The sequence below is a fragment of the Paenibacillus sp. CAA11 genome, from assembly GCF_003060825.1.
Lineage (GTDB): Bacteria > Bacillota > Bacilli > Paenibacillales > Paenibacillaceae > Fontibacillus.
In genome coordinates this window covers 1683332-1704615 of record NZ_CP028922.1, presented here as the reverse complement: position 1 = coordinate 1704615, position 21284 = coordinate 1683332, and the positions used below count along the sequence as shown (strand labels likewise).

At 47.9% G+C, this 21284-nt stretch carries 22 protein-coding genes and 1 other RNA gene; 8 read left to right on the top strand and 15 right to left on the bottom strand.

The window, feature by feature from the left end:
* Nucleotides 1-10: 10 nt before the first annotated feature.
* Complete coding sequence (locus DCC85_RS08015) at nt 11-1105, bottom strand: quinone-dependent dihydroorotate dehydrogenase (protein WP_108465111.1); 1095 nt, start codon at nt 1103-1105, stop codon at nt 11-13.
* A 208-nt stretch (nt 1106-1313) separates the two neighbouring features.
* Here DCC85_RS08015 and DCC85_RS23575 point away from each other — a divergent pair, with 208 nt between their 5' ends.
* Nucleotides 1314-1448, top strand: coding sequence for a hypothetical protein (locus tag DCC85_RS23575; protein WP_267896070.1), 135 nt, complete (start codon nt 1314-1316; stop codon nt 1446-1448).
* A 20-nt stretch (nt 1449-1468) separates the two neighbouring features.
* Here the strand turns inward: DCC85_RS23575 and DCC85_RS08010 are convergent, their stop codons facing one another.
* The 3 genes from DCC85_RS08010 to DCC85_RS08000 all read right to left on the bottom strand — a co-directional run bounded on the left by DCC85_RS08010 (nt 1469) and on the right by DCC85_RS08000 (nt 4610).
* Nucleotides 1469-2836, bottom strand: a complete 1368-nt coding sequence (locus DCC85_RS08010) for a L,D-transpeptidase (RefSeq protein WP_108465110.1) — start codon at nt 2834-2836, stop codon at nt 1469-1471.
* 126 nt (nt 2837-2962) lie between these two features.
* Nucleotides 2963-3205 (bottom strand): ferredoxin, encoded by a 243-nt coding sequence (locus DCC85_RS08005; protein ID WP_108465109.1) that lies wholly within the window; start codon nt 3203-3205, stop codon nt 2963-2965.
* Nucleotides 3206-3323: 118 nt separating this feature from the next.
* Nucleotides 3324-4610, bottom strand: a complete 1287-nt coding sequence (locus DCC85_RS08000; RefSeq protein ID WP_108465108.1) for a DNA polymerase IV — start codon at nt 4608-4610, stop codon at nt 3324-3326.
* A 144-nt stretch (nt 4611-4754) separates the two neighbouring features.
* Between DCC85_RS08000 and cimA the strand changes: the two genes are divergently transcribed.
* Nucleotides 4755-6374 (top strand): citramalate synthase, encoded by a 1620-nt coding sequence (gene cimA, locus DCC85_RS07995; protein ID WP_108465107.1) that lies wholly within the window; start codon nt 4755-4757, stop codon nt 6372-6374.
* A 58-nt stretch (nt 6375-6432) separates the two neighbouring features.
* Here cimA and DCC85_RS07990 read toward each other — a convergent pair whose 3' ends face one another.
* Complete coding sequence (locus tag DCC85_RS07990; RefSeq protein WP_108465106.1) at nt 6433-6993, bottom strand: TlpA family protein disulfide reductase; 561 nt, start codon at nt 6991-6993, stop codon at nt 6433-6435.
* Between the two features lie 107 nt (nt 6994-7100).
* Here DCC85_RS07990 and DCC85_RS07985 point away from each other — a divergent pair, with 107 nt between their 5' ends.
* Nucleotides 7101-7532, top strand: a complete 432-nt coding sequence (locus DCC85_RS07985; protein ID WP_108465105.1) for a M67 family metallopeptidase — start codon at nt 7101-7103, stop codon at nt 7530-7532.
* On the opposite strand, the gene DCC85_RS07980 is transcribed toward DCC85_RS07985, so the two are convergent.
* From DCC85_RS07980 to DCC85_RS07970, 3 genes are all read right to left on the bottom strand, one after another.
* The gene (locus DCC85_RS07980) at nt 7529-8266 is read right to left on the bottom strand and encodes an exonuclease domain-containing protein (protein ID WP_108465104.1); all 738 of its coding nucleotides are present in this window, start codon (nt 8264-8266) and stop codon (nt 7529-7531) included. The genes DCC85_RS07985 and DCC85_RS07980 overlap by 4 nt on opposite strands.
* Entirely contained in the window at nt 8263-9342 is a 1080-nt protein-coding gene (locus tag DCC85_RS07975) for a DUF294 nucleotidyltransferase-like domain-containing protein (RefSeq protein ID WP_108465103.1), read from the bottom strand. The genes DCC85_RS07980 and DCC85_RS07975 overlap by 4 nt, the downstream gene beginning before the upstream one ends.
* Before the next feature lie 65 nt (nt 9343-9407).
* Nucleotides 9408-10802, bottom strand: coding sequence for an ammonium transporter (locus tag DCC85_RS07970; protein ID WP_108465102.1), 1395 nt, complete (start codon nt 10800-10802; stop codon nt 9408-9410).
* Between the two features lie 296 nt (nt 10803-11098).
* On the opposite strand from DCC85_RS07970, the gene DCC85_RS07965 reads away from it, so the two are divergent.
* Complete coding sequence (locus DCC85_RS07965; RefSeq protein WP_108465101.1) at nt 11099-11515, top strand: MerR family transcriptional regulator; 417 nt, start codon at nt 11099-11101, stop codon at nt 11513-11515.
* A gap of 38 nt (nt 11516-11553) precedes the next feature.
* Nucleotides 11554-12228, top strand: coding sequence for a zinc metallopeptidase (locus DCC85_RS07960; protein WP_108465100.1), 675 nt, complete (start codon nt 11554-11556; stop codon nt 12226-12228).
* Between the two features lie 91 nt (nt 12229-12319).
* Here the strand turns inward: DCC85_RS07960 and ltrA are convergent, their stop codons facing one another.
* The 3 genes from ltrA to DCC85_RS07945 all read right to left on the bottom strand — a co-directional run bounded on the left by ltrA (nt 12320) and on the right by DCC85_RS07945 (nt 15756).
* Nucleotides 12320-13720: a group II intron reverse transcriptase/maturase gene (gene ltrA / locus DCC85_RS07955; protein ID WP_108463800.1), complete on the bottom strand. Its 1401-nt coding sequence runs from the start codon at nt 13718-13720 to the stop codon at nt 12320-12322.
* A 445-nt stretch (nt 13721-14165) separates the two neighbouring features.
* Nucleotides 14166-15074, bottom strand: coding sequence for a glutamate biosynthesis transcriptional regulator GltC (locus DCC85_RS07950; protein WP_108465099.1), 909 nt, complete (start codon nt 15072-15074; stop codon nt 14166-14168).
* 49 nt (nt 15075-15123) lie between these two features.
* Complete coding sequence (locus tag DCC85_RS07945) at nt 15124-15756, bottom strand: rhomboid family intramembrane serine protease (RefSeq protein ID WP_108465098.1); 633 nt, start codon at nt 15754-15756, stop codon at nt 15124-15126.
* A 146-nt stretch (nt 15757-15902) separates the two neighbouring features.
* On the opposite strand from DCC85_RS07945, the gene tpx reads away from it, so the two are divergent.
* Nucleotides 15903-16421 carry a thiol peroxidase gene (gene tpx / locus DCC85_RS07940; RefSeq protein WP_108465097.1) on the top strand — a complete coding sequence of 173 codons (519 nt, stop codon included), beginning with the start codon at nt 15903-15905 and terminating at the stop codon, nt 16419-16421.
* A gap of 63 nt (nt 16422-16484) precedes the next feature.
* On the opposite strand, the gene DCC85_RS07935 is transcribed toward tpx, so the two are convergent.
* The 4 genes from DCC85_RS07935 to DCC85_RS07920 all read right to left on the bottom strand — a co-directional run bounded on the left by DCC85_RS07935 (nt 16485) and on the right by DCC85_RS07920 (nt 19766).
* On the bottom strand, nt 16485-16877 hold the full coding sequence (locus tag DCC85_RS07935; RefSeq protein WP_108465096.1) for a DUF1499 domain-containing protein: 393 nt from the start codon (nt 16875-16877) through the stop codon (nt 16485-16487).
* 94 nt (nt 16878-16971) lie between these two features.
* Nucleotides 16972-17162: non-coding RNA, 6S RNA (gene ssrS / locus DCC85_RS07930), on the bottom strand.
* An 83-nt stretch (nt 17163-17245) separates the two neighbouring features.
* Entirely contained in the window at nt 17246-18055 is an 810-nt protein-coding gene (locus DCC85_RS07925; protein ID WP_108465095.1) for a YesL family protein, read from the bottom strand.
* A gap of 139 nt (nt 18056-18194) precedes the next feature.
* Nucleotides 18195-19766: a degradosome RNA helicase CshA gene (locus DCC85_RS07920; RefSeq protein ID WP_108465094.1), complete on the bottom strand. Its 1572-nt coding sequence runs from the start codon at nt 19764-19766 to the stop codon at nt 18195-18197.
* Between the two features lie 307 nt (nt 19767-20073).
* On the opposite strand from DCC85_RS07920, the gene DCC85_RS07915 reads away from it, so the two are divergent.
* The gene (locus tag DCC85_RS07915; RefSeq protein WP_108465093.1) at nt 20074-20895 is read left to right on the top strand and encodes a YitT family protein; all 822 of its coding nucleotides are present in this window, start codon (nt 20074-20076) and stop codon (nt 20893-20895) included.
* A gap of 193 nt (nt 20896-21088) precedes the next feature.
* A complete protein-coding gene (locus tag DCC85_RS07910) occupies nt 21089-21277 on the top strand; it encodes a hypothetical protein (protein WP_234414381.1) in 189 nt (62 codons plus the stop codon).
* Nucleotides 21278-21284 lie beyond the last annotated feature (7 nt).

The window sequence follows — 21284 nt, the reverse complement described above, 5'->3', positions numbered from 1 at the left end:
CCCGCAAGGGTCAGCGGTGATCTGCCCCCACTGCTTCGGAGATATGCTCAAATCCATCCTGCTTAAGCAGCTCCCTAAGCCCCTTGTGCAATTGGCGGTTCACTTCAGGCCCTTTATAAATCAATGCCGTATAGATTTCAACCAGACTGGCCCCTGCACGGATTTTGGCATATGCATCATCACTGTTAAAAATTCCGCCAGAACCGATGATCGGCAAGCCCCCTGCAGTTTGACGGTAAACCCTCGATATGATCTCAGTTGATCGATCCTTGAGCGGTTTACCGCTTAAGCCCCCGGTCTCTTTGGCATGCGGATGGGCTAGGCCCTCGCGGGAAATTGTGGTATTCGTAGCAATAATGCCCGAAACTCCGCTTCGGGATATCGTATCTACCATATATTCAAGCTCCTCATCGGTGACATCAGGAGCAATCTTAACCAGCACGGCCTTATCGGTGCCTCTCTTGGCGCCTTGAGCCTTCATCTCGGCTGTCACCGCAGCAAGCAGCTCGGACAGATCATCGCCGTGCTGAAGATTTCGTAAATCAGGCGTATTAGGAGAGCTGATATTTACGACAAAAAAATCAGCGTATTCATAAAGCTCTTGAATGCACTTCTCATAATCCGTATAAGCCAGCTCATTCGGAGTAACCTTGTTCTTACCGATATTCACAGCAATCGGAATATAACGCCGCTTCAGTCCTGCCAGCTGCTTGGCCATTTCTTCAGCGCCCCGGTTATTGAAGCCCATTCTATTAATTAACGCTTCATCAGGCGGAAGCCGGAACAAACGAGGCTGTTCATTTCCTGGCTGGCCAAGCGGGGTCACAGTTCCGACCTCCATAAAGCCAAAGCCAATGGCTGAGAAGCCTTCAACAGCATCTGCATTTTTATCCAATCCGGCAGCAAGCCCCACAGGAGTTGGAAAGTGCAACCCAAATAAATCGACAGCTAAATCAGGAGTCTCCTTCACCCCGTACACGGATCTCAAACCCGCTGTGCCACCTGGAAATTGAGCAGCTTTATGCAGCCCCCCGATCACCAGATGATGGGCCCTTTCAGGATCAAGCTTAAACAAAACCGGTTTTCCCAAACTGCGGTAAATCAATGGTACTTCACTCCGTTCTATGCATTAACTTAAGGAAGCAACGCCCTTACTGTAGTTTAGCGGTTTCCGAAGGAAAAGAAAAGTTCTGAATGAATGCAAGCAAACTGTAAAGCTCTATATAGAATTTTTAATTGAAAGCAATTACAATATAGCTATTGTACGGTAAGTGCCTGTCCGTATAATCAACCTTTTGAAAGGGGATCTGAATATGTCTGTCAAACGGAAACCACCAACCTTACAGCAGAAGAAGGAAGAGGTTAATAAAAAAGCGATTATTTGGTTGGGTTCGATCTTAGCTGCCATGGTCATCCTCTTTGTCGTTCTGTTTATCTTGGTCAAATAATCTTAAGTCATCATGTCTATCTAATTCAACCAATGATAAGTTTTGTGAGGATTGGTCTGATCCTGCCGGTCCGGCAGCCTGAATCGTGGAGCGGCTCCGGGCTTGGCACTATCCGGCACCAAATCCGAACCAATCGTAACCTTCGTTCCTTTAGGCGCTAGATCGAACAGCTCCTCCACATCTGCCTTTCGCATTCGGATGCAGCCCAGGGATTCATCTTTTCCGATGCTGTCTTCTTCATTTGTACCATGTATGGCATAATTTCCTGCTGACAGCTCCATTCCCCGGCTGCCAAATTCTCCGTCATCATGGCCATTAGGATTGACCACCTTATCCGTGATCCTGAACGAGCCCTCCGGTGTTCGTTGTCCTCCAAGCCCTACATCGTACACCCTCAATATTACATTTCCGCTGACTAAAGCCAGCTTATGCTTCGCCTTATCAACCTTAATTTCTAATTCTTTCTGAAAAAAAGGAGCCGTCTTTTTGTTCGCAGATGAGTTGTTCTTTAACTCCTCCGCATTTTGCGGAGAATTCGCTGCCTTGTTCTGTAGCTCCTTTACCCTATGTAGCGCTTTCGGAAATGCGATAGATGTCTCTACAGCTTCACCAGCGATCCAGTTATTTGGAAAAGGAAGAGCCAAATCTGACAGCTTCCCCGGCAGCTTCCCTTTCTGCTCTTGATAGTGCTGAATAGCTGACATGAGCATGACCAGCATCTCCTGTTCCTGTGTCCACTTGAGCGCCTTGCGCTTAAGGTCTTCAGCATCCGGTGGCCTGCAGACACAGTCTGCGGCATCATAGGATTGCAGGGTTTTCTTCCCCTCAGCTTTTCGATTGTCTATCGTAAAATTCACTTTCATCTCCGGTTTCCAAACCAGCCACTTGTCTGCTCGGCCCATCGCAAGCACAGCCGTTGTGGCATCAGGTGTTCCATCGGTCGCCGAAAGCAGCTGCGCTTTGGTTTGAAGCTTATCCTTTGCTGTCACAAGCGGCTTTGCGGTAAAATAGATCTCTTGTTCTCCAACTGCATCCATGCCAGCTGTCCTAACATTATCGCGGTTGTTCTTAGAATTTTCGTTCAAGGATGGTGACGGAATCCAAATCAGCAGCAGAAAAATACAGGCCAGCAGCAATTTCCTTACTCTCCGCCGATTGCGTTGCTTGCGCACCTGAGCCTCAAGCAGCTTCGCTTCATACTCCTTCCACACCTCAGCAGGCACCTTACTGGACTCAAAGGCCTCGTAAATCTCGCCTGCTTGAATATAACAGTAGTGGGCTTTCCCCTCCTGGCCGCTGCGGTCATATTCTTTCCCTAGCAGATACCAAGCCATACGATTGTCTGGATGCATTCTGACATAATCTTTGAGGTACACCGAATTCTTCATCGAAACCTCCAATTGGAATTCTATGGATTATTCTCTATTCTTATATCGGCAGATCCTCTCACAAAAAAAACATCCCCCACCAAAAACTGTGAGAGATGCCTTCGTTTTGCCGGCTATACGGGCAAATTAGCCTTCTTTATTGAACGGTTCGTCTGCGACTTTGATCGAATCTGTCGGACAACCGTCACAGGCGTCCTGGAGATCATCATACAGATCTTCAGCGATCTCTGTAACGCCGCGGTTTGCGTCACCTTCGTAAATGACTTCCGCCAAGCCTTCATCGTCATAGTCGTAAATATCGGGTGCTGTGGCGCCACATGCGCCGCAAGCGATGCAAGTATCCTTTTCAACCCAAGTATATTTCGCCATTTGATCTGCCTCCTGTTAAGACGGTACAAGTGCGGTGCTATCAATCCACCATGTTCAATATAATATAAAAAAAATACAATTTCAATTCATTTTCCTAATTATTCCATAGGGTAAAAGATTATTCTTCCCTAGTTTCCCGCAAAAAATCCGTTTGCAGCGAGGTTCCGCGCACCTTATGATTGCGAATCAGGGAGGAAGGATCGTCACTTAACATACCTGCTGTAAGCATCGCTCCTTCTCCAAATTTATCACGCAGCTCATCCATAACCTTAGTCAGCTGCTCCTTCTTGGGCTGATTCTGGTAATCAAACAAATCCAGCTGCAGCGCCGCCTCTTCCTTAGCCACCAAATTTTGCAACGTCACCCCTAACAGGCGAACGGGCCGCCCTTCTGTCCAATGCCTGCGATACAGTTCGCAAGCCTCGTGATATATATCTGCTGCTGTCTCAGTAACATTGCCTAAGGTTTGAGATCTTGTAATGGTCTTCATATCCGGCGTACGGATCGTAATCTGTACCGTCTGTGCCATAAGCGACTGTCTGCGCAGACGTCTGGCTACTTGGTCGGACAAGTTCAGCAGCACCTTCTGAGCTTCATCCAGCGTTGTTATATCGTGAGGAAGTGTCGTGGTATGCCCTACAGATTTATTCTTATCCCTCTCTTCTCGAACAGGGGATTCATCCAATCCGTTAGCAGCTCGCTTCATCCAGCTGCCGACGATGCCGAATCGTTCGACAAGGAATCGCTCATCTGCTGCCGCTAACTGGCCAATGGTATAAATTCTCAGCTTCTTGAGCTTTTCCGCCGTCTTGCGGCCAATGCCGAACAGGTCAGAACATGGCTTATTCCACAGCAGCTGAGGAACATCCCGAATCCGAAGAACAGTGATCCCGTTAGGCTTCTTCATATCTGAGGCCATCTTCGCCAGCAGCTTGTTAGGGGCAATGCCGATGGAGCATGGGAGCCCGAGTTCATCTGCTATACGGCTCTGGATTTCCTGCGCGATGTCCAGCGGTGTGCCGAATTGCTTAGAGCCCGTAATGTCAAGATAACATTCATCAATAGATGTCGCTTGAAGAAGAGGAGTATATTGGTAGGCAATATTCATGAACCCCCGGGAATATTGACGATACAGATGAAAATTTGGTGCGATCACAATCAGATCAGGGCATTTCTTCAAAGCCTGACTGACCAGCATTCCGGTAGATATGCCCATTTTCCTTGCCGTGTAGGAGCAGGTGACGATCACCCCTTTGCGAAGCTCCACACTGCCGGCAACCGCTGTAGGCTTATTCTTGTATTTAGCGGGCTCCTCGGCAGCATGAACCGAGCAATAAAATGCATTCATATCAACATGGAGTATGACTCGACCGTTCACCGGATAGTATTGCTCAACATCCTTCACGTCCCGGCCCTCCCGAACTTTTAAAATTCAATTCATGCAAAAAATTTAAAACCGTGATACAGTGAAGTAATAAAGCGTTTGACTTATATGTCTATTATAGCAAAAAGTCAGAGCGGATATTAGATGATAAGGGGGACCTCCTACATGTCACAAGCAATAACTATTTTTGACACAACCCTGCGAGACGGAACACAAGGGGAAGGCATCAGCCTGTCCGCCGACGACAAACTTAAAATCGCCAGGAAGCTCGATCAGCTTGGTGTACATTATATTGAAGGCGGAAACCCTGGCAGCAACAGCAAGGATATCGAGTTTTTTCGTCGGGTCAAAGAGATGGGGCTTAACGCAAAGATCACAGCCTTTGGAAGCACACGGCGCAAGAACAGCAAAGTAGAACAAGATACCAGTCTGAACCGAATTATTGAATCCGGCGTACAAGCTGCCACATTGGTCGGGAAGTCCTGGGATTTTCATGTCCATACGGCCCTGCAAACCTCACTTGAGGAGAACTTGGCCATGATTGGCGATTCGATTAGCTATTTGAAGCAAAACGGCATTGAGGTTATTTTTGATGCAGAGCATTTCTTTGACGGCTATAAGCACAATCCTGAATATGCTGCAGCTGTTATGAAGAGGGCTGCCGAAGCAGGAGCGGACTGGCTAGTTATGTGTGATACAAATGGCGGAACCATGCCTCATGAGGTCCATTCCATTGTAGCTTCGCTCAAAGCTCAAACAGGCGATGCCCTGCTCGGCATTCATACCCATAATGATTGCGAGCTCGCTGTTGCTAATGCCATTAGTGCGGTGCAGGCGGGAGCGCAGCAAATCCAGGGAACAATTAACGGATATGGTGAACGCTGCGGCAATGCCAATCTTTGTTCGGTCATTCCTAATTTACAACTTAAGCTAGGTTATGAGGTCCTTGGAAGTGAGCAGCTGGCCCAGCTGAGCAATACAGCAAGGTATGTAAGTGAAATCGCTAATGTTCATATGCCGAACAACCAGCCTTATGTAGGATCTTCCGCTTTTGCCCACAAAGGTGGCATTCATGTGTCGGCTATACTTAGAGACTCTCGAACCTATGAGCACATTGCACCTGAAGCAGTGGGCAACAAACAGCGCATACTAGTCTCTGAGCTTGCGGGCCAGAGCAATGTGCTGTCGAAGGCAAAAGAAATGGGGATCGGGTTTGATCCTGACAATGCCGATACCCGTGGGGTGATCCAGAAGATCAAGGATTTGGAACATCAAGGTTACCAGTTTGAAGGCGCCGACGCTTCGCTCGAGATGCTGCTTCGACAGGCCAACGGGGAGCTTAAAGAGCTGTTTGAATTTGAATCCTTCAAAATTCTGGTCGAGAAGACAGCCGGAAACCCTGTTGTCTCCGAAGCCTTTGTCAAGGTTAAAGTCAATGGTTCCAGCGTCTATACCGCTGCAGAGGGGAATGGCCCTGTCAACGCACTAGACAACGCGCTGCGGAAGGCCCTGGTCACTTATTTCCCTAGATTGAAAGAAATGCACCTCACAGACTACAAAGTCCGCGTGCTTGATGAGAAAGATGCCACGGCAGCCAAGGTGCGGGTGCTCATTGAATCCCGTGATATTTCAAGCGCCTGGAATACCGTTGGGGTATCCGGTAACGTCATTGAAGCCAGTTGGGAAGCACTCGTGGATAGTATCCGTTATGCACTTCTCGGAGAAGCCAATCCTAGCCAGGAGAACGAAGACGAAGTTTCCAGCCAAGGTATTATCAATCACTAATTGGATAGATCCTATTCATTTAGGGGAAGAGCCTTCTAGCCAGCTCTTCTCCTTTATTTTATTTAGGTTGAGTCCGGTCAATCTCTCCTTGAATCTGTGACTCTAACCGTTCCATCGGCAGCAGTCCAATATTGATATGCTTCACCCTTCCGTCTTTTCCAATTACAATATTAGTAGGGAAAGCGACACCGCTGAATTTAGCAAACAGGCTTCCCTGCTTGTCTAATAGGATCGGGAACGTAAGTCTATAGTTGTCTACAAATTTTTGAACCTCCTGAATGCTGTCATCTGATGTAACGTTTACCCCGTAGATATCCAGTTTTTCTCCATATTTCTGGGTTAGCCGCTGAAGCTCGGGAGCTTCCAGCTTGCAAGGCTCACACCAGGATGCCCAGAAATTAAGCAGCAGCGGGCGGCTGCGCTCCCCTCCCAGCTTGTATACCTGGCCATCAAGGCTCTCCATACTTACAGTTGGAGCCTTGTCCCCTGTCTTAATGATTTTCCCCGATGCCCTTACCATAATTGAGCAGATTGGAAAAAGCTGCAAGGTACTTACCAACAATAGAATAACCAGGGATTGAAGCACGAATAGGCTTCGCATGTTTCTTCGCATTCTCATAAATTGGATCCCCCTCCTCTTCCTCAAGTGGCCTTACCTTGTTACAATTATCATACTTAAGTCAAATAAATATACGGCCTCCGGTGCAGGAGAGAAGGGATAGAAAAATGATACTGCTTGGGTCTTCCATTCTGAACGAGATGAGAGATTATGCGCTTGAGCAGATGCCTAAAGAGGCTTGCGGACTTCTTTATGGCCGGCGCTCAAGCAACAGGTGGATGGTAGAACAATTTCAGCAGGTGAACAATATTGCGGCGATTCCGGAGCATACATTTGAACTGGATCCCGCCGTTTGGATTCCTGCCAGTTTTTCTCCGAGGCTAATCGGTATCATGCACAGCCACCCGACCACTGTCCCAATCCCATCAACAATAGACAAGAAGCAGCTCCAGCAATTTGGAGGCTGCTTCCCGTTGTACTTTATACTAAGCTGTATGAATAACGACAATTCGCTTCCACTAGACTTAAGGGCTTATACAATCATCAGGGACTCGAATCTAACTTATGATTTTCATCCCGCACAATTCCAGCTTGTCTAGGTTTGACTTAGAAATATATAGAGATCCCCTAAAGTATGAACCCCCCGCTCACGCAGCCGATCAACCAAGGCCAGCCATAGAAAAGCGGTCATCTTGGCATCTTCCAGGGCGTGATGGCGGTTCGCAACCGGTATTCCGTAAATTCCGAGCCAATCGTCTAAGCTGGCAATTCGGTCATCATGGTCCAGCTTCTGTGCAATCATCATGGTATCCAGCACCCGATGAGACAATCGGACCTTAGATGTCCTCCACAAGGCTGTATCCAGAAACGACTTGTCATGAGCACTGCCATGGGCCACAAGGACCCTGTCATCCACAAAGCTCATAAATCCGTGAAGACTCTCCACCAGAGGACTAGCCTGCTCGACCATTTCCTGGGTAATACCCGTGAGTGCAGTAATCTCTGGAGGAATCGGACAAGAGGACCTTGTCAGCGTATAGAACGTATTCTCAAGCTCCACCCTTTCCCCGTCTGTCTTTACTGCCCCAAATGACAAAATCTCGTCCCCCTGCTTATACAGAAATCCTGTCGTTTCAAGATCAAACACAGCTGTCTCAAGCTCTCGCAGCGGAACATGGAGCGTCTCGGGTCTTCGCTTTCCCTTTGTCAGCGAACGCAGAAACGCGATCTGCTGGGCGCTGTGGGTTCCAAGCACAGAAGCAATTGCGGAAGGCACCCCCCCGTTCTTCAGGGCGTTCCACCATCCTCCCCCTTCCTTTCCCGGCTCTCTCATGGTCTTCTCCTTTCCGCAAAGCGATGCTGCCTTTGCAGCATCCGATACAGCTGTCTTACCGCTCCGAGGTTTTCTCTCAATTCACGGATAATCTGCTTATCCTTAAGAGCTTCTGCCGAGAGATAGGCGCTTCCTGCGAGCTGACCCTGCTCAGTGACCTTTCCAGTCATCGACCTGAACTTGAGAGCTGTATGAAAAGCACGCCGGCAAGCATCAAGCCAGGGCCTGGGAAAAGCCTCAAGCTCATACAATCTGGAGATCCGCTTAAGAGTCGATGTCTCCTTGATGCCATATTTAAATGCCAAACAGCGGATCCCATTAACCAGCGGAATGTACAGCCCATACTTGATATCAAACTCACCCGCATGCTCTCCAAAGCGTTCAGTAATAATTTGACCTAATATATTTGTAGCCGCCTTATGTCGCATCGTATTTCTCAGCAGTGCAGCCTCTATCTCCTCAGAGCCACTAAGCAGATTCATTAAATTCTGTCTCCATGCTTCAGATAAGCTTTCCGGGCCGACAATATGTCTCATATCCGAAGCAATAGTAAGGTAGCGTACATCCTCCCACCCCATCTCATTCGTCCAATGGCTCAGCTGCCTCACCCAAGAGGAACCAGTCTGGCTCCACATCGGATTATTCGCCATTACCTTGCCTTCGCAAGGCGGATAACCTGCGGACTCAAGGTAGCTTGATAGCCGTTTCCCGAACTCAGCAAAATAAGGCACCAACACGTCGTCATCGGTGTCACTAATAATCAGGCCATTGTCCTGATCGCTCCAAAGCGTCTGTTCCCCTCTTCCCCCACTTCCAAATACAACAAAAGCGAAGGGAGCTGGAGCTACGCCCCAGCCCTCCCCCGCCATATCACGCTCACACAAGAACACAGCTCTTGACATGACCTCATCCTGCAAGAGGTTCACACTCTCATTCCATGTCTCGATCGGTACGGAGGAGAAGACACCCAATAACCGCTTTGCTCCCTCCGTTCTTGCAGAGCCCAATTCCATCAGGGATGCCGCAGACCGAATGGCTGCGAAATCAACATGATCATAAGCTGTCTTCGAATCCATCCGGCGCACTTCCTCTCTTGCAGCAATAATAGAATCCCATAATTCATGTTCAATAAGACTTAAAATTAGCTGTTAAGGTCTTTCTTGCTTTGTCCCGAAATCAAACCCATTTGCTCTGGATAACCATAAGTGCCATGTTCGCTGATATCAAGGCCCATGGTCTCCTCTTCTTCCGTAACACGAATTCCCATCACTGCCTTCATAATACCAAGAATAATGAAGGAGAGTACCAGGACGAACGCAAATACGCCAATCATCCCCAAAGCTTGAACGCCTAGTTGCTCAAAGCCACCTCCGTAAAACAAACCTGCTTTACCCACTCCAGCGTTCTCTGCAAGTTCTGGGGTTGCAAAGAAGCCTGTTGACAGAGCGCCCCACATTCCGGCGATACCGTGCACAGAGAACGCATAGACCGGATCATCAAGTCCTGCCTTTTCAAACCACTGTGCCGTAAAGAAGGTAAGAACACCGGCGATCACCCCGATTACAACAGCCGCCCATGGCTCAACAAAAGCACAGGAACCCGTGATCGCAACAAGTGCTGCCAAGACACCGTTCAGCATGCTTGGAATATCCGCTTTGCCGAATACGGCCCAGGATACCAGCAAGGCTGCAACACCGCCAGCAGCGGCAGCCAGATTCGTGGTTAATGCAACATAGCCAAAGAATCCGTCTCCCAAAGCAGAAAGCCCACTGCCTGGGTTAAATCCGAACCAACCTACCCATAGAAAAACTACACCGAGTACGGACAAGACCTGATTGTGGCCTGGAATGCTGTTAGGCTTACCATCCTTGCCATATTTACCGAGACGCGGTTTGAGAAGATAGGTAGCAACCAAGGCTGCAGTAGCCCCCGTCAAGTGAACCACGGCGGAACCGGCGTAATCCTGCATGCCCATCTCTGCCAACCATCCGCCGCCCCAAACCCAGTGAGCGATAATCGGATAGATAATAATCATGAACAGAATGCCGAATATAATGTAAACACTGAGCTTGGCACGCTCTGCCATACCGCCGCAGGCAATAGCCAGGGATACAGCTGCGAAGGAGAACTGGAATAGGAACAGGATCACCATCGGCACACCGGATGCCGTCAACGCATCGAAAGACCCTGTATCCGCATTTCCTCCAAAGAAGAAGCCTGTATATCCAAAAAAGCCGTTCCCGTTACCAAACCCGAACCCGAAACCTAGTGCCCAGAAAGCAATCACTGCGATACCTAAGGTAAGGATCGTCTTGCCAGCAACGTGACCCGCATTCTTCATTCGTACAGATCCCGCTTCAAGCAAGGCGAACCCCGCCTGCATGAAGAAGACCAGAATAAAAGCAAGGAATACAAATAGTGAATTCAGTCCGATCTGCAGCATGGGTGCTGTTACTTCATCTGCCGCAAAGGCAGTGACCGGAAATGCCATTGCCGATCCTAAGGCAAGTAACCCAAAAAACCACTTTCTCTTCATACAACCCTCTCCTTAATGTCATGTTTCTTTACATGAATCTAATGTTTAAAGTGATTATAATCAAAACACATACAACTTGACAACAAAAAAATGTTAGATTAGCGAGAAAATTAATTTATGTAACATTGTACGTAAGGTATTGTTGTTACTATTTGTTCTTCACTAAAGTTTGCAAAGTGTAACGTTTGACTGTATGCTTTCTGATCTTGTATCATACGATGTATATATAGAGAAGTAACTTATAAGAATGGTAGTATTCGGGGAGTGATTCATTTGGGGTTAATAAGCTATACCGCATCGGAGAACTAGCCAGAGAGGCTGAGATTAGCGAACGGACAATTGATTACTACACCAAGCTGGGATTAATTGAACCGGAAACCCGCACTGTAAAAAACTACAGACTATACAGCCATGAAACTTTAATTCGGCTCAAACGTATTAATCAATTAAAGCAGGAGAAATACACACTCGAAGAAATTCGAACCAAGCTCGATGAATGGAGCGGTGTCAGTGATGAAGAGAAGGTTAAGGAGAAGTTAACCTCTCTCGAAATTCATTTGCAGCAGCTGGAACGAGAGGTTAAGGAGCTGCAGCCCATCCTCTCTCAGATGAAGCCCTCTCAGGTGAACAAAGCTTTCACCCATCTTATGCCGCAAAGCATGGCCTGCATTGAGGCGCTGCGCATTCTTCTTACTCACGGGCCATTCACTTAACATTATTTACTTAACATTCAAAAATGGAGGAATGATATATGGGCGGATTGTATGTACTAATTATTGTAGCGTTTATCTTCTCTCTCTGGGCTCAATTCCGGGTCCAAGGCACTTTTAAGAAATACAGCAAAGATGAGAACTACAGTGGAATGACCGGTCAAGAAGCGGCACGCCGGATGCTGGATGCCAATGGACTTTACGATGTTCCTATTGAACCTGTTCGGGGGAGCCTAACAGATCACTACGATCCAATCCATCGGGTTGTTCGTCTTTCCGAGCCGGTCTATTATGAAAGATCCATATCTGCTGTGTCTGTTGCATGTCACGAGGTTGGCCATGCGATCCAGCATAAAGTGAAATACCCTATGCTGGTAGCACGTCATCGAATCTTTCCCCTTGTGAACTTTGCTTCCGGTTTTGCGCCAATTCTGCTGCTTGCCGGATTCTTCCTGCAATCGCTGAACCTTATAGGCCTTGGAATCGTCTTCTTCTCCTGTGCCGTTGCCTTTCAGTTGATTACACTTCCGGTAGAATTTAATGCCAGCAACCGGGCTCGTAAAATTATGCTTGAGCAAGGTTATGTAACACATCAGGAAGAACGCAAGGTAGGCAAAGTATTAAATGCCGCCGCCTTGACCTATGTAGCAGCCGCTCTCGTAGCGGTTCTGGAGCTGTTACGCTATATCCTTATCTTTACCAATAACCGCGAATAAGCAGCTTCATAGATAATCGAGTAGGAGGCTATTCATTAGATGAGTAGCCGACCTCTCACACCACCGTACGTACCGTTCGGTATACGGCGGTTCAACCGCATAAGTGCAATTTACGTAAACGCTCGTATTGCGCAGGAAAGTCATAATATCCTGCCTGTACGAGCTTTTTGTTTGTTATGGAACGAGACAACACTGGACTTCCGGCGATGCGCCAGTACCCGAGACGGGAATTGCCCCACTGGTAAGCCTGCCATTCCGGTATCCCCAGCTTCCGCAGGTTTTGTACTTTTGTTCGCGGCTTTTTCCACTGTTTCCAGATGTACATCCGCAGTCGTCTTCGCAACCATTCGCTCCAGCTTTGCAGGATCCGTTTCATGTCGGCCACATAGTAGTAACCAATCCATCCCCGAATGTAGACTTTTACCTTTTCCATGACTTGGCGAACATTTCTGCCCTGGCTGCGACTTGTGAGTTCTTTCAACTTCTTCTTCGCTTTTGCGAGGGATTGTCCATGGGCACGGATATACATGCCGTTCTTGTTCTTTCCCAGGGCAAAGCCGAGAAATTTGAAGTGCTTTCGAGCCACTACGCTACCGACCTTACTTTTCTGCGTATTGATCTGGAGTCTCAGTTTGGTCTCCAGGTACTTTCCGCAGGATTCCAGTAGCCGCACCGCTGCCCGTTTGCTTTTGGCAAGCACCACAATATCGTCCGCATAGCGGATGACGTTCACTCCGCGGCCTTTCATCTCTTGGTCAAATTCGTTCAGGTAGATGTTCGCCAGAAGCGGCGACAGGGGGCCTCCCTGAGGGGAGCCTTCTTCTGTTTTGCAGTGCACCCCGTTCTCCATAACCCCACTTTTCAGGTATCTCTTAATCAGTTCGGTTACGCGTCTGTCCTGAATTTGTTTGCGCAAAAGATGCATAAGCAGCTCATGATTCAGCGTGTCGAAGTATTTGGAGAGGTCGATTTCTACTGCGTAGCCGTATCCCTGTTCTGCATAGTCTTTCACCTTGCGAATGGCCTGTTGTGCGCTCCGACCGGGGCGGTAGCCATAGCTTCCCTCCGAGAAGAGCGGCTCGAACAGGGGCTGGAGCTGCTGGGCGACTGCCTGCTGAATCACTCGGTCTACGACCGTGGGTATGCCAAGCTTCCGTACTCCGCTTCCATCTGCTTTGGGAATTTCCTTGCGCCGTACTGGGCTGGGCTTGTATCTGCCTTCCCGGATCTTTTGCAACAGCTCGTCTCTATGTTCCTGCAGCCAGGGTAGCGCGTCTTCTACGGTCATTCCGTCGATTCCTGGCGCTCCATGGTTGCGTTTGACCTGTTTGTAGGCTCTGTTCAGATTGTCTCTGTCCAGAATCTGCTCCAGCAGGTCTGTTGCACCGCCTCTTTCTTTACGTTCCCGAGTACCGGCGCTCCGCACTCCCGCATGCTCTTCGCGTTCCACGCTATCCCTTTGCAGGTAGCCCTTTCGGTATTCTGCTTTCATCGCGTCAGCTCTCCTTTCGGTATGTACTCGAGACTTACGATTGTTCGGCCCTTCCCCGAAAAAAAAACCTTCCGGGTACTATGGCCTCTGCTGACTTCTCACAGCAAGCTTTACTCCGTCTTTCGGTTTTTTTTTCCTACTTGTCGTCTGTGAGACCTCCCCGGGTAAGAGCGATAACCTTCCCCTCATCTATCTGCCACATTTACACCATGGGATTCGGGCAGTATTGGACTTTGCTTTGTAGTGCAAGCTCGTCCGTCCCATGATGCCTTCTATGTGATTTCTGTTCGTCAGACCGAGGGTTTGCCTCCGGCTTCCTTCAGATTCCGCCTCGCGGCGGACACCCTTGCCTTCAGCTAACAGTTCCTACTGCCAAGCCTGTAGCGGACTTTCACCGCCGAGTTATCGCCCATGCCGGGCGCACAATAACAAATCCCCCATCCGGCTAACCGGGTGGGGGATTTGTTGTAACTCCGAAATGATCCAGAAGGAAGGCACGGAATGATTGAGCGACAAGCGGCAGCTTATCATCAGAGCGATGGATCAAACCAATGGTTCTTGTTACTTTGGGAGATATAATTTTAACCCTAGCGGGCTGCAGCGAATTCGTCTGAAATAAGGACATCTCCGGCAGCAGACTCACTCCCATGCCTGCGGCTACCAGGCCGCGAATCGTATCCGTCTCCTCCCCCTCGAATGCAATCTTTGGGCTAAACCCCGCTTCCAAACAAGCATGCAGCACAATGGGGCGAAGCGAATATCCTTTACTGAAAAGAATGAACTTATCGTCTTTCAGTTCGCTTAAGGCAATGCTTTGTTGCCCGGCCAGCCGATGGTTATGAGGTAAGATGGCGCATAATTCCTCTGTAAGAATAATGTTGCCTTCGATCTGGTCGTGCTGCTCAGGAAACGGAGAAATGAAGGCCAGATCCACTTCTGCCGTAATAACATCACGTATTAACGTGGTATACATCCCTTGTTTGAACCTGAATTTCACATTTGGATAACGTTTTCTAAACTCCGCAATTATGCTCGGCAATACATGAATTCCCAGACTGTGCGGAAATCCTAGGCGGATCTCCCCTAGCTCCGGATTTAAAAACTCATGCACCTCATTGACAGCCCTGTCCAGATCTTTAAGGATCGTCTCCACCCTTGAGCAGAAGAGCTGCCCTACAGCCGTAAGCTGCAAATTCCTCCCCTTTTGAATAAAGAGGTCAACCCCAAGTTCTTTCTCCAGCTGATGAATTTGCCGACTGACGGCAGATTGAGCCACATGAAGCTCTTCGGCAGCCTGGGTCACATGCTGCTTCCTGGCTACCTTAACAAAATACTGAAGTTGTCTAAGTTCCACGTGTGTCCGCTCCAATCCTGTTTGTCAGTTCACTGAATTGAACCTTATCTCAAGTTCTGAGTAACGGCGGCTTAAACCACCGGATAATAAGCCCATATATGAAGAACCCACAAAAAAGTCCGCCAAGATGAGCAAACCAGCCTACATTTTCTTGAATGAATGAGAAGATGACCCCTACGAACAGAAGCGCATAGAGCGTTCTGCGTGAGCCCTCATCCATCAGCTGACGCTGCAGCAGGGCAATGTATAGAAAAGCACCGTACACGCTGTAAATCGCTCCTGAGGCCCCTACACCAATCCAGTTGGTATATGGATCTAACATATGTTGTTGATAGGCATGATCAAGCAGATTCGCTATGAAGCCGCTGGCCAAATAAAGGATCGCGAACCGCCACCAGCCCATAAGCCGCTCCAACGGAGGAGCAAACACGAATATAGCAAAACAGTTGAACAAAAGATGGTCAAAACCATGATGAAGAAACATAGCCGCAAAAAAACGCCAATACTCCCCTTCAGGCTGCAAGTTACTCACTGCACCATAATGATACAAGGTATCAAAGTCCCTTGATCCACCGTTCAAGCTGAGGATGACGAACATAAGTACATTAGCAAGAACAAGCAGGGTGGTTACAGGATAGTATTTCACATACTTTCTCCAATTCTCATAGCGGATAAATATCATGAAATCCTCTCTTTCCTTCCTTTAAGCATCTAGCATTGGACAAGTTCTTTTTAAAAAGATTATAATTGATTTTGGCATGCAATACCAATGTTAGGCTATGAAGCCTTCATCAGCCAATTCCCATTATGAGAAGGAGGAGATTCAATATGGCACAAGAACGTACACAAGCAGCCACATTCAAGGGCAACCCTATCACTTTGATTGGGCCTGAACTTAAAGTAGGCGACACTGCACCAGACTTCACTCTCAGCAAGAACCTCTTGGAAGAAGCTACACTGCAGGATTACGCAGGTAAGATTAAGCTGATCAGCGTAGTTCCTTCCCTGGATACAGGTGTTTGCGATGCGCAAACCCGCCGCTTCAATCAGGAAGCCGACAACCTCGGCGACAAGGTGGTCATCCTTACAGTCAGTGCAGATCTTCCTTTCGCTCAAGCGCGTTGGTGTGGAGCAGCAGGAATCGACCGGGTCATTACACTGTCTGATTACAAGACCAACTCATTCGGTGAAGCTTATGGTGTGTTGATTAAGGAATTCCGAATCGATCACCGCGCGATCTTCGTCCTTGATGCGGACAACAAAATTCGTTATGTCGAATATTTGAAGGAAATGTCCGAGCATCCTGATTACGACAAAGCTCTGGCAGCAGTGAAAGAGCTTATCTAATAATGAATGATTAGAAGAAAAATAAAAGCGGGTGTGGGTTCTTCCCTCACTCGCTTTATCTTATTATGGATTCGTCTTATAATTAGCTAATTTCTTATCAAGTATGGCAAATAAGTTTAAGATCGTACGATAGTTGGAACCCAGGTCGCCAAAGGAGCCACGGGTAGCCGAATAGATATCAATGGCACTGCGGGTTGGCCCGGTGGATACCAAGGAGACAGTAATGTCCATGGTTCTTCCAAACGCCGTTCGTTTCTCAAGTAAGATCTCCCCTACAGAAGGGACCTCATGCAGCAGCTTGTAACCGGGTATCTTCTTAAGCGTTGAGGTCACCTCATCCCACAGCTTCTCCCTCGAAAGCTGATAATACCTTGTTTTTAGTTCAGGGCTTTTAGCCCGATCACTGGTTCCTTCAAAGCTGCGAAAAATACCTACGAATACTCTTTTTAGCGACAATCTGCTTCCTCCTCCATCATCCTATGTAGAGCCAAAATAAAAAGCACCTTCACACTGCCTTAAAGGAAGTAGAAGGTGCTGCTAATGGATAAAGTAAAGTCCCGCATATGCCGTCCGATTACATTGTCTGTGAACCTGCTTAGCAGGTGGGTGACCGCAACGCAGTTTATGAAGTCCCCATGTCAGCTTGGACAGGGCTGTTCAGCCACTAACGTATATGAGTCTCCCTAGACATTGTCATTGGTTCAAAACAACGAATAACCGAAACGCACATCGCAGGATGTAAATCCATTATAGAACCTTCTAGAACAAAAGTAAACTAAGTGAGCCAGCTCAACACTGTTGTAAAATTTTCCTGGATAAAAGACTTATGATTTCGACTCGGTTGTAATTCGCTCCGTTCCCCCAGAACCTTCTGCTTCATCCTGTTCAGAGAGGTTACCCTCACTAGCAGCAGCCTCTTTCTCCTGATTCATCTTCTCAATCTGGGCCTGCATCTTCTGGAATGTGGCATAGAAGTTAAAGAAGGCAAACCAGGCGGTGAGACTGCCTATTCCGAAGATAATCAGCCAAGGAAACTTGGCGGTTATAAATATCAGAGCAACAGCACCGACAACGGAGGATATTACACGAAACGGACGAATGATGGTTAATAGGATTGCATTTTTAATGATTAAAGATGTCTTCATATGATAGTGCGATACCATCGAGAAAAAGTTAAACAAAGATATAAACAGCAGCACCAGCAAGATGAGCATAACTAGCCCAATTACCTGCAGGTTCTTCATTTGATTCATGTAAACGGTGTAGTCTACAATCATAACTACGAACAGCAGGGTATAGAAGATCCCGCCCACCATGCTCTGCTTGTAGTTCTCTTTGTAGCCCTTGAAATACGTCTTGAGTACGCTAACATCCGTATCGCCCATAACCCATTTGCGGACCACAGAGAAAAGTGCAGCCGTTGCCGGGAATAATGTAAACGGTGCCAAGATTGCCATCGCGTACCACGTTAAATTCTCTTGTCCTCCCACACCATTAAGCAGGAACAGCATCTTGCTGAACAAAAAGAAGAGAAATGGCAAAGAACATAGAAGCCACAGCAGATTGCTTGCTGCAATTCTCATCACCCACTCAGTCGCGCGGTATAATCCGCCCATAACACCTTTGTATTCCAAAAGTTCTCCCCCTCATCCCATCATATGTCTCTATTTAATACTATACCTTATTCGGCACACTCAATCCAGCGCCGATTTTGACAATACACAAAAGGACGAGGCTTAAAATAAGCCTCGTCCTGCTGTTCAAATCTCTATATTACCGGTCGGAATTGTTATTCTGTGAAGGACGGCGTCCTTCCCCGCCAGTACGTGGTTTACGATCGGAGTAAGAGCGGGAGTCGCGATTGCCTCCGTCCTTGCTGTAGCCTCCCTTACCGCTGCCATAACTGCTGCGGTTGCCATCACGGTTACCTTCGCGACGATTGCCGCCGTAGCCGCCGCCACGGTTGCCGTAGCCGGACGGCTTGCGTCCGCTGGAGCGCAGATCCGGCTTGCGACGCTTCACGCGGATCGGCTCTTCCGGAGTCAATTCAATATTGGCTCCTTCTTTCTTATCGCCGGTAAGCAGCTTCATTGCAGCAGCCAGCAGGTTCACGGAATCGTACTGGTCCAGAAGCTGGATTGCGATTCCTTTATATTCATTAAGCTCGCCGTGCTCTACAATCTCAAGCAAGCGCTCTGCAGTTACACGCTGTTTGCCTTCAATGGCTTCAGCAATGCTTGGGAGCGGCTTACGCGGAATGCGGTGACGCGTTACACGCTCGATGAAATGCAGGTGGTCAATCTCACGAGGCGTTACGAATGAATAAGCCGCCCCTTCTTTACCCGCACGGCCTGTACGGCCAATACGGTGAACATAGCTTTCAGGATCTTGTGGAAGGTCGAAGTTCACTACATGGGTAACGCCGGACACATCCAGACCGCGCGCAGCTACGTCCGTAGCTACCAAAACATCAATGCTGCCATCACGGAATTTGCGCATTACGTTGTCACGCTGGTTCTGCGAGAGGTCACCATGAAGGCCGTCTGCAGAGTAGCCGCGCTTTTGCAAAGCTTCGGAGAGCTCATCTACCCGGCGCTTCGTACGGCCGAATACAATGGCAAGCTCCGGAGATTCCATGTCGAGCAAACGGGTGAGTGCATCGAATTTCTGACGCTCATGAACCTCGATATAGGCTTGGTCGATCAGCGGAGCACTTACTTGCTTAGGAATTACGGATACATGTTCAGGATCCTTCAGGAACTGATGAGCCAGCTTTTGGATATTCGCAGGCATCGTTGCGGAGAATAACATCGTATGTCGTTCTTCTGGAACAAGCTTCAGAATAGACTGAATGTCATCCATAAAGCCCATATCCAGCATTTCATCTGCTTCATCCAAAATTACAGTCTGCACATCATCCAATTTGATGGTTTTGCGGTTAATGTGGTCAAGCAAACGTCCTGGGGTACCGATAATAATTTGAGGCTTTTTCTTCAGGGCGCGAATTTGGCGAACAATGTCCTGCCCCCCGTAGATCGGAAGGGACCGGATACCTTTGAAGCGGGAGAGCTTGCCGATCTCTTCGGCAACCTGGATGGCCAGTTCGCGTGTCGGCGTCATGATCAATGCTACAATGCGGTCCTCATCACGGGAAATTTTGTTAATCAACGGAAGACCGAATGCTGCCGTCTTCCCCGTTCCTGTCTGGGCCTGTCCGATCAAATCTTTACCTTCAAGGGCAAGGGGGATCGATTTGGCCTGAATCGGTGTCGCCTCTTCAAAGCCAAGTTCAGTGATTGCTTGTAAAACCTTAGGCTCTAGGCCGAAATCAGCAAATGTGTTCAATAGTGTTCAAACTCCTTCTATATGGTGGACAACTCCACAATCTTGACGTTATTCTTAAGTAGCGGTAAACGTTTATAGACTGTCCCAATGTGCTCTGAATCTTACGCGAACCTGCAAATTTGTAAGGGACATTTCACACCCTAGTACTAAACGGCACCGTATCGTTTGAAACATATGTGCTTCCCGGGCATTTATTTTAAAATGGAAATCCATACCTACTCAAGAATATCTTAAACATTATATCATAAAACATTAACGAAACACCAGTAACTCACTAATCAAGGAACTTAAATTCGAGGTGAAACGCTTGCTTAAAGAAATCAGAAACTATGTGGTTATCATATTCGGTGCCCTGCTCATTGCTGCCGGATTCAATCTTTTTCTGGTCCCCAGACATTTGCTCAGCGGCGGAGTTAGCGGTCTCTCCATGCTGACCAACTACTTTACACCGCTTAACTTGAGTATATTGTATTTTGCCTATAACATCCCAATTCTGATCGCCGGATTGTTCTTCCTGGGCAAGCGATTCATCATCCTTAGTATTCTCTCCGTCATCGCTACGACCGGGTTCATCGCCATCATTCCCGAGGTAGACGTGGCCAAAGATACGTTATTAGCCTGTGTCTTTGGCGGAGCGCTTGTAGGACTCGGTGCCGGCCTGTCCTTCCGTGTAGGCGGTTCCTCGGGAGGGTTTGATATCGTCGGTTCCATTGTGACGCGTTATCGTGACTTTCCCGTTGGCAACACGCTTGTCGGGCTGAATACGGTAGTTGTTTTTGCTATGGGCTATCTAAACAAAGATTGGTATCTGGCTCTAGCCTCGATGGTATCCATCTATCTAACTGGCAAGGTTGTCAATTGGATTCACATTGGCCATATCAAGGTGACCCTTTTTATTATCACAGAGCAGACAGAGGCCCTGCTGGAGAAGCTCCTAACTTTGCCGCGGGGCGTAACCTTGATTAAAACAGAGGGAGCCTTTTCCCACAAAGAAAAAGATATGCTGATGACGGTAACCACGATGTATGAGCTCACAGAGCTGAAAGAAATCATCAAGAAGACGGACCCTTCTGCATTCGTCAATATTGTTGAGACCGTAGGTGTCATGGGGGCTTTTCGCAGGCGTTAAAGGATGAATAAGCTGAGAATCCGCGCCCTCTCCTGTGCACTAAGATGAGTTTATGATACAATAAGCCTGCATACTTGCTCATGCTGCTCTCCTTTGTAACGTTGCCTATATTCACAGGTTCTGGCTTTTCCGGTACGAATGATTCTGTTCTTATGACGAATGATTCTGAGAGGAAAGGGTGATTTTTGTGGAAATGGAAACGGTAAAACTATCGCAGATTGTTTTAAAATGGTTCCCTGATTTACTTCCATTTTTCAAGGAGAAAGAGCTGAATTCCAGAATCATGCTTAGAGATGGCTTCACCGTTCTAGAGCAAGAGGATGCCATGGAAATTATTCAATACAGCATCTGTGAACACCAGGAGCTCGAATTGTTACATTAAGTTCAAA

Bases quoted from the DNA above. Each gene is read 5' to 3' on its own strand.
- DCC85_RS07945 (WP_108465098.1), bottom strand. From the start codon at position 15,756: ATGATATTTATCCGCTATGAGAATTGGAGAAAGTATGTGAAATACTAT.
- ltrA (WP_108463800.1), bottom strand. From the start codon at position 13,720: ATGAAAGCAGAATACCGAAAGGGCTACCTGCAAAGGGATAGCGTGGAA.
- tpx (WP_108465097.1), top strand. From the start codon at position 15,903: ATGGCACAAGAACGTACACAAGCAGCCACATTCAAGGGCAACCCTATC.
- DCC85_RS07980 (WP_108465104.1), bottom strand. From the start codon at position 8,266: ATGAGAGAGCCGGGAAAGGAAGGGGGAGGATGGTGGAACGCCCTGAAG.
- DCC85_RS07910 (WP_234414381.1), top strand. From the start codon at position 21,089: ATGGAAACGGTAAAACTATCGCAGATTGTTTTAAAATGGTTCCCTGAT.
- DCC85_RS07970 (WP_108465102.1), bottom strand. From the start codon at position 10,802: ATGAAGAGAAAGTGGTTTTTTGGGTTACTTGCCTTAGGATCGGCAATG.
- cimA (WP_108465107.1), top strand. From the start codon at position 4,755: ATGTCACAAGCAATAACTATTTTTGACACAACCCTGCGAGACGGAACA.
- DCC85_RS08005 (WP_108465109.1), bottom strand. From the start codon at position 3,205: ATGGCGAAATATACTTGGGTTGAAAAGGATACTTGCATCGCTTGCGGC.
- DCC85_RS07960 (WP_108465100.1), top strand. From the start codon at position 11,554: ATGGGCGGATTGTATGTACTAATTATTGTAGCGTTTATCTTCTCTCTC.
- DCC85_RS08010 (WP_108465110.1), bottom strand. From the start codon at position 2,836: ATGAAGAATTCGGTGTACCTCAAAGATTATGTCAGAATGCATCCAGAC.
- DCC85_RS07990 (WP_108465106.1), bottom strand. From the start codon at position 6,993: ATGAGAATGCGAAGAAACATGCGAAGCCTATTCGTGCTTCAATCCCTG.
- DCC85_RS07985 (WP_108465105.1), top strand. From the start codon at position 7,101: ATGATACTGCTTGGGTCTTCCATTCTGAACGAGATGAGAGATTATGCG.
- DCC85_RS07975 (WP_108465103.1), bottom strand. From the start codon at position 9,342: ATGGATTCGAAGACAGCTTATGATCATGTTGATTTCGCAGCCATTCGG.
- DCC85_RS23575 (WP_267896070.1), top strand. From the start codon at position 1,314: ATGTCTGTCAAACGGAAACCACCAACCTTACAGCAGAAGAAGGAAGAG.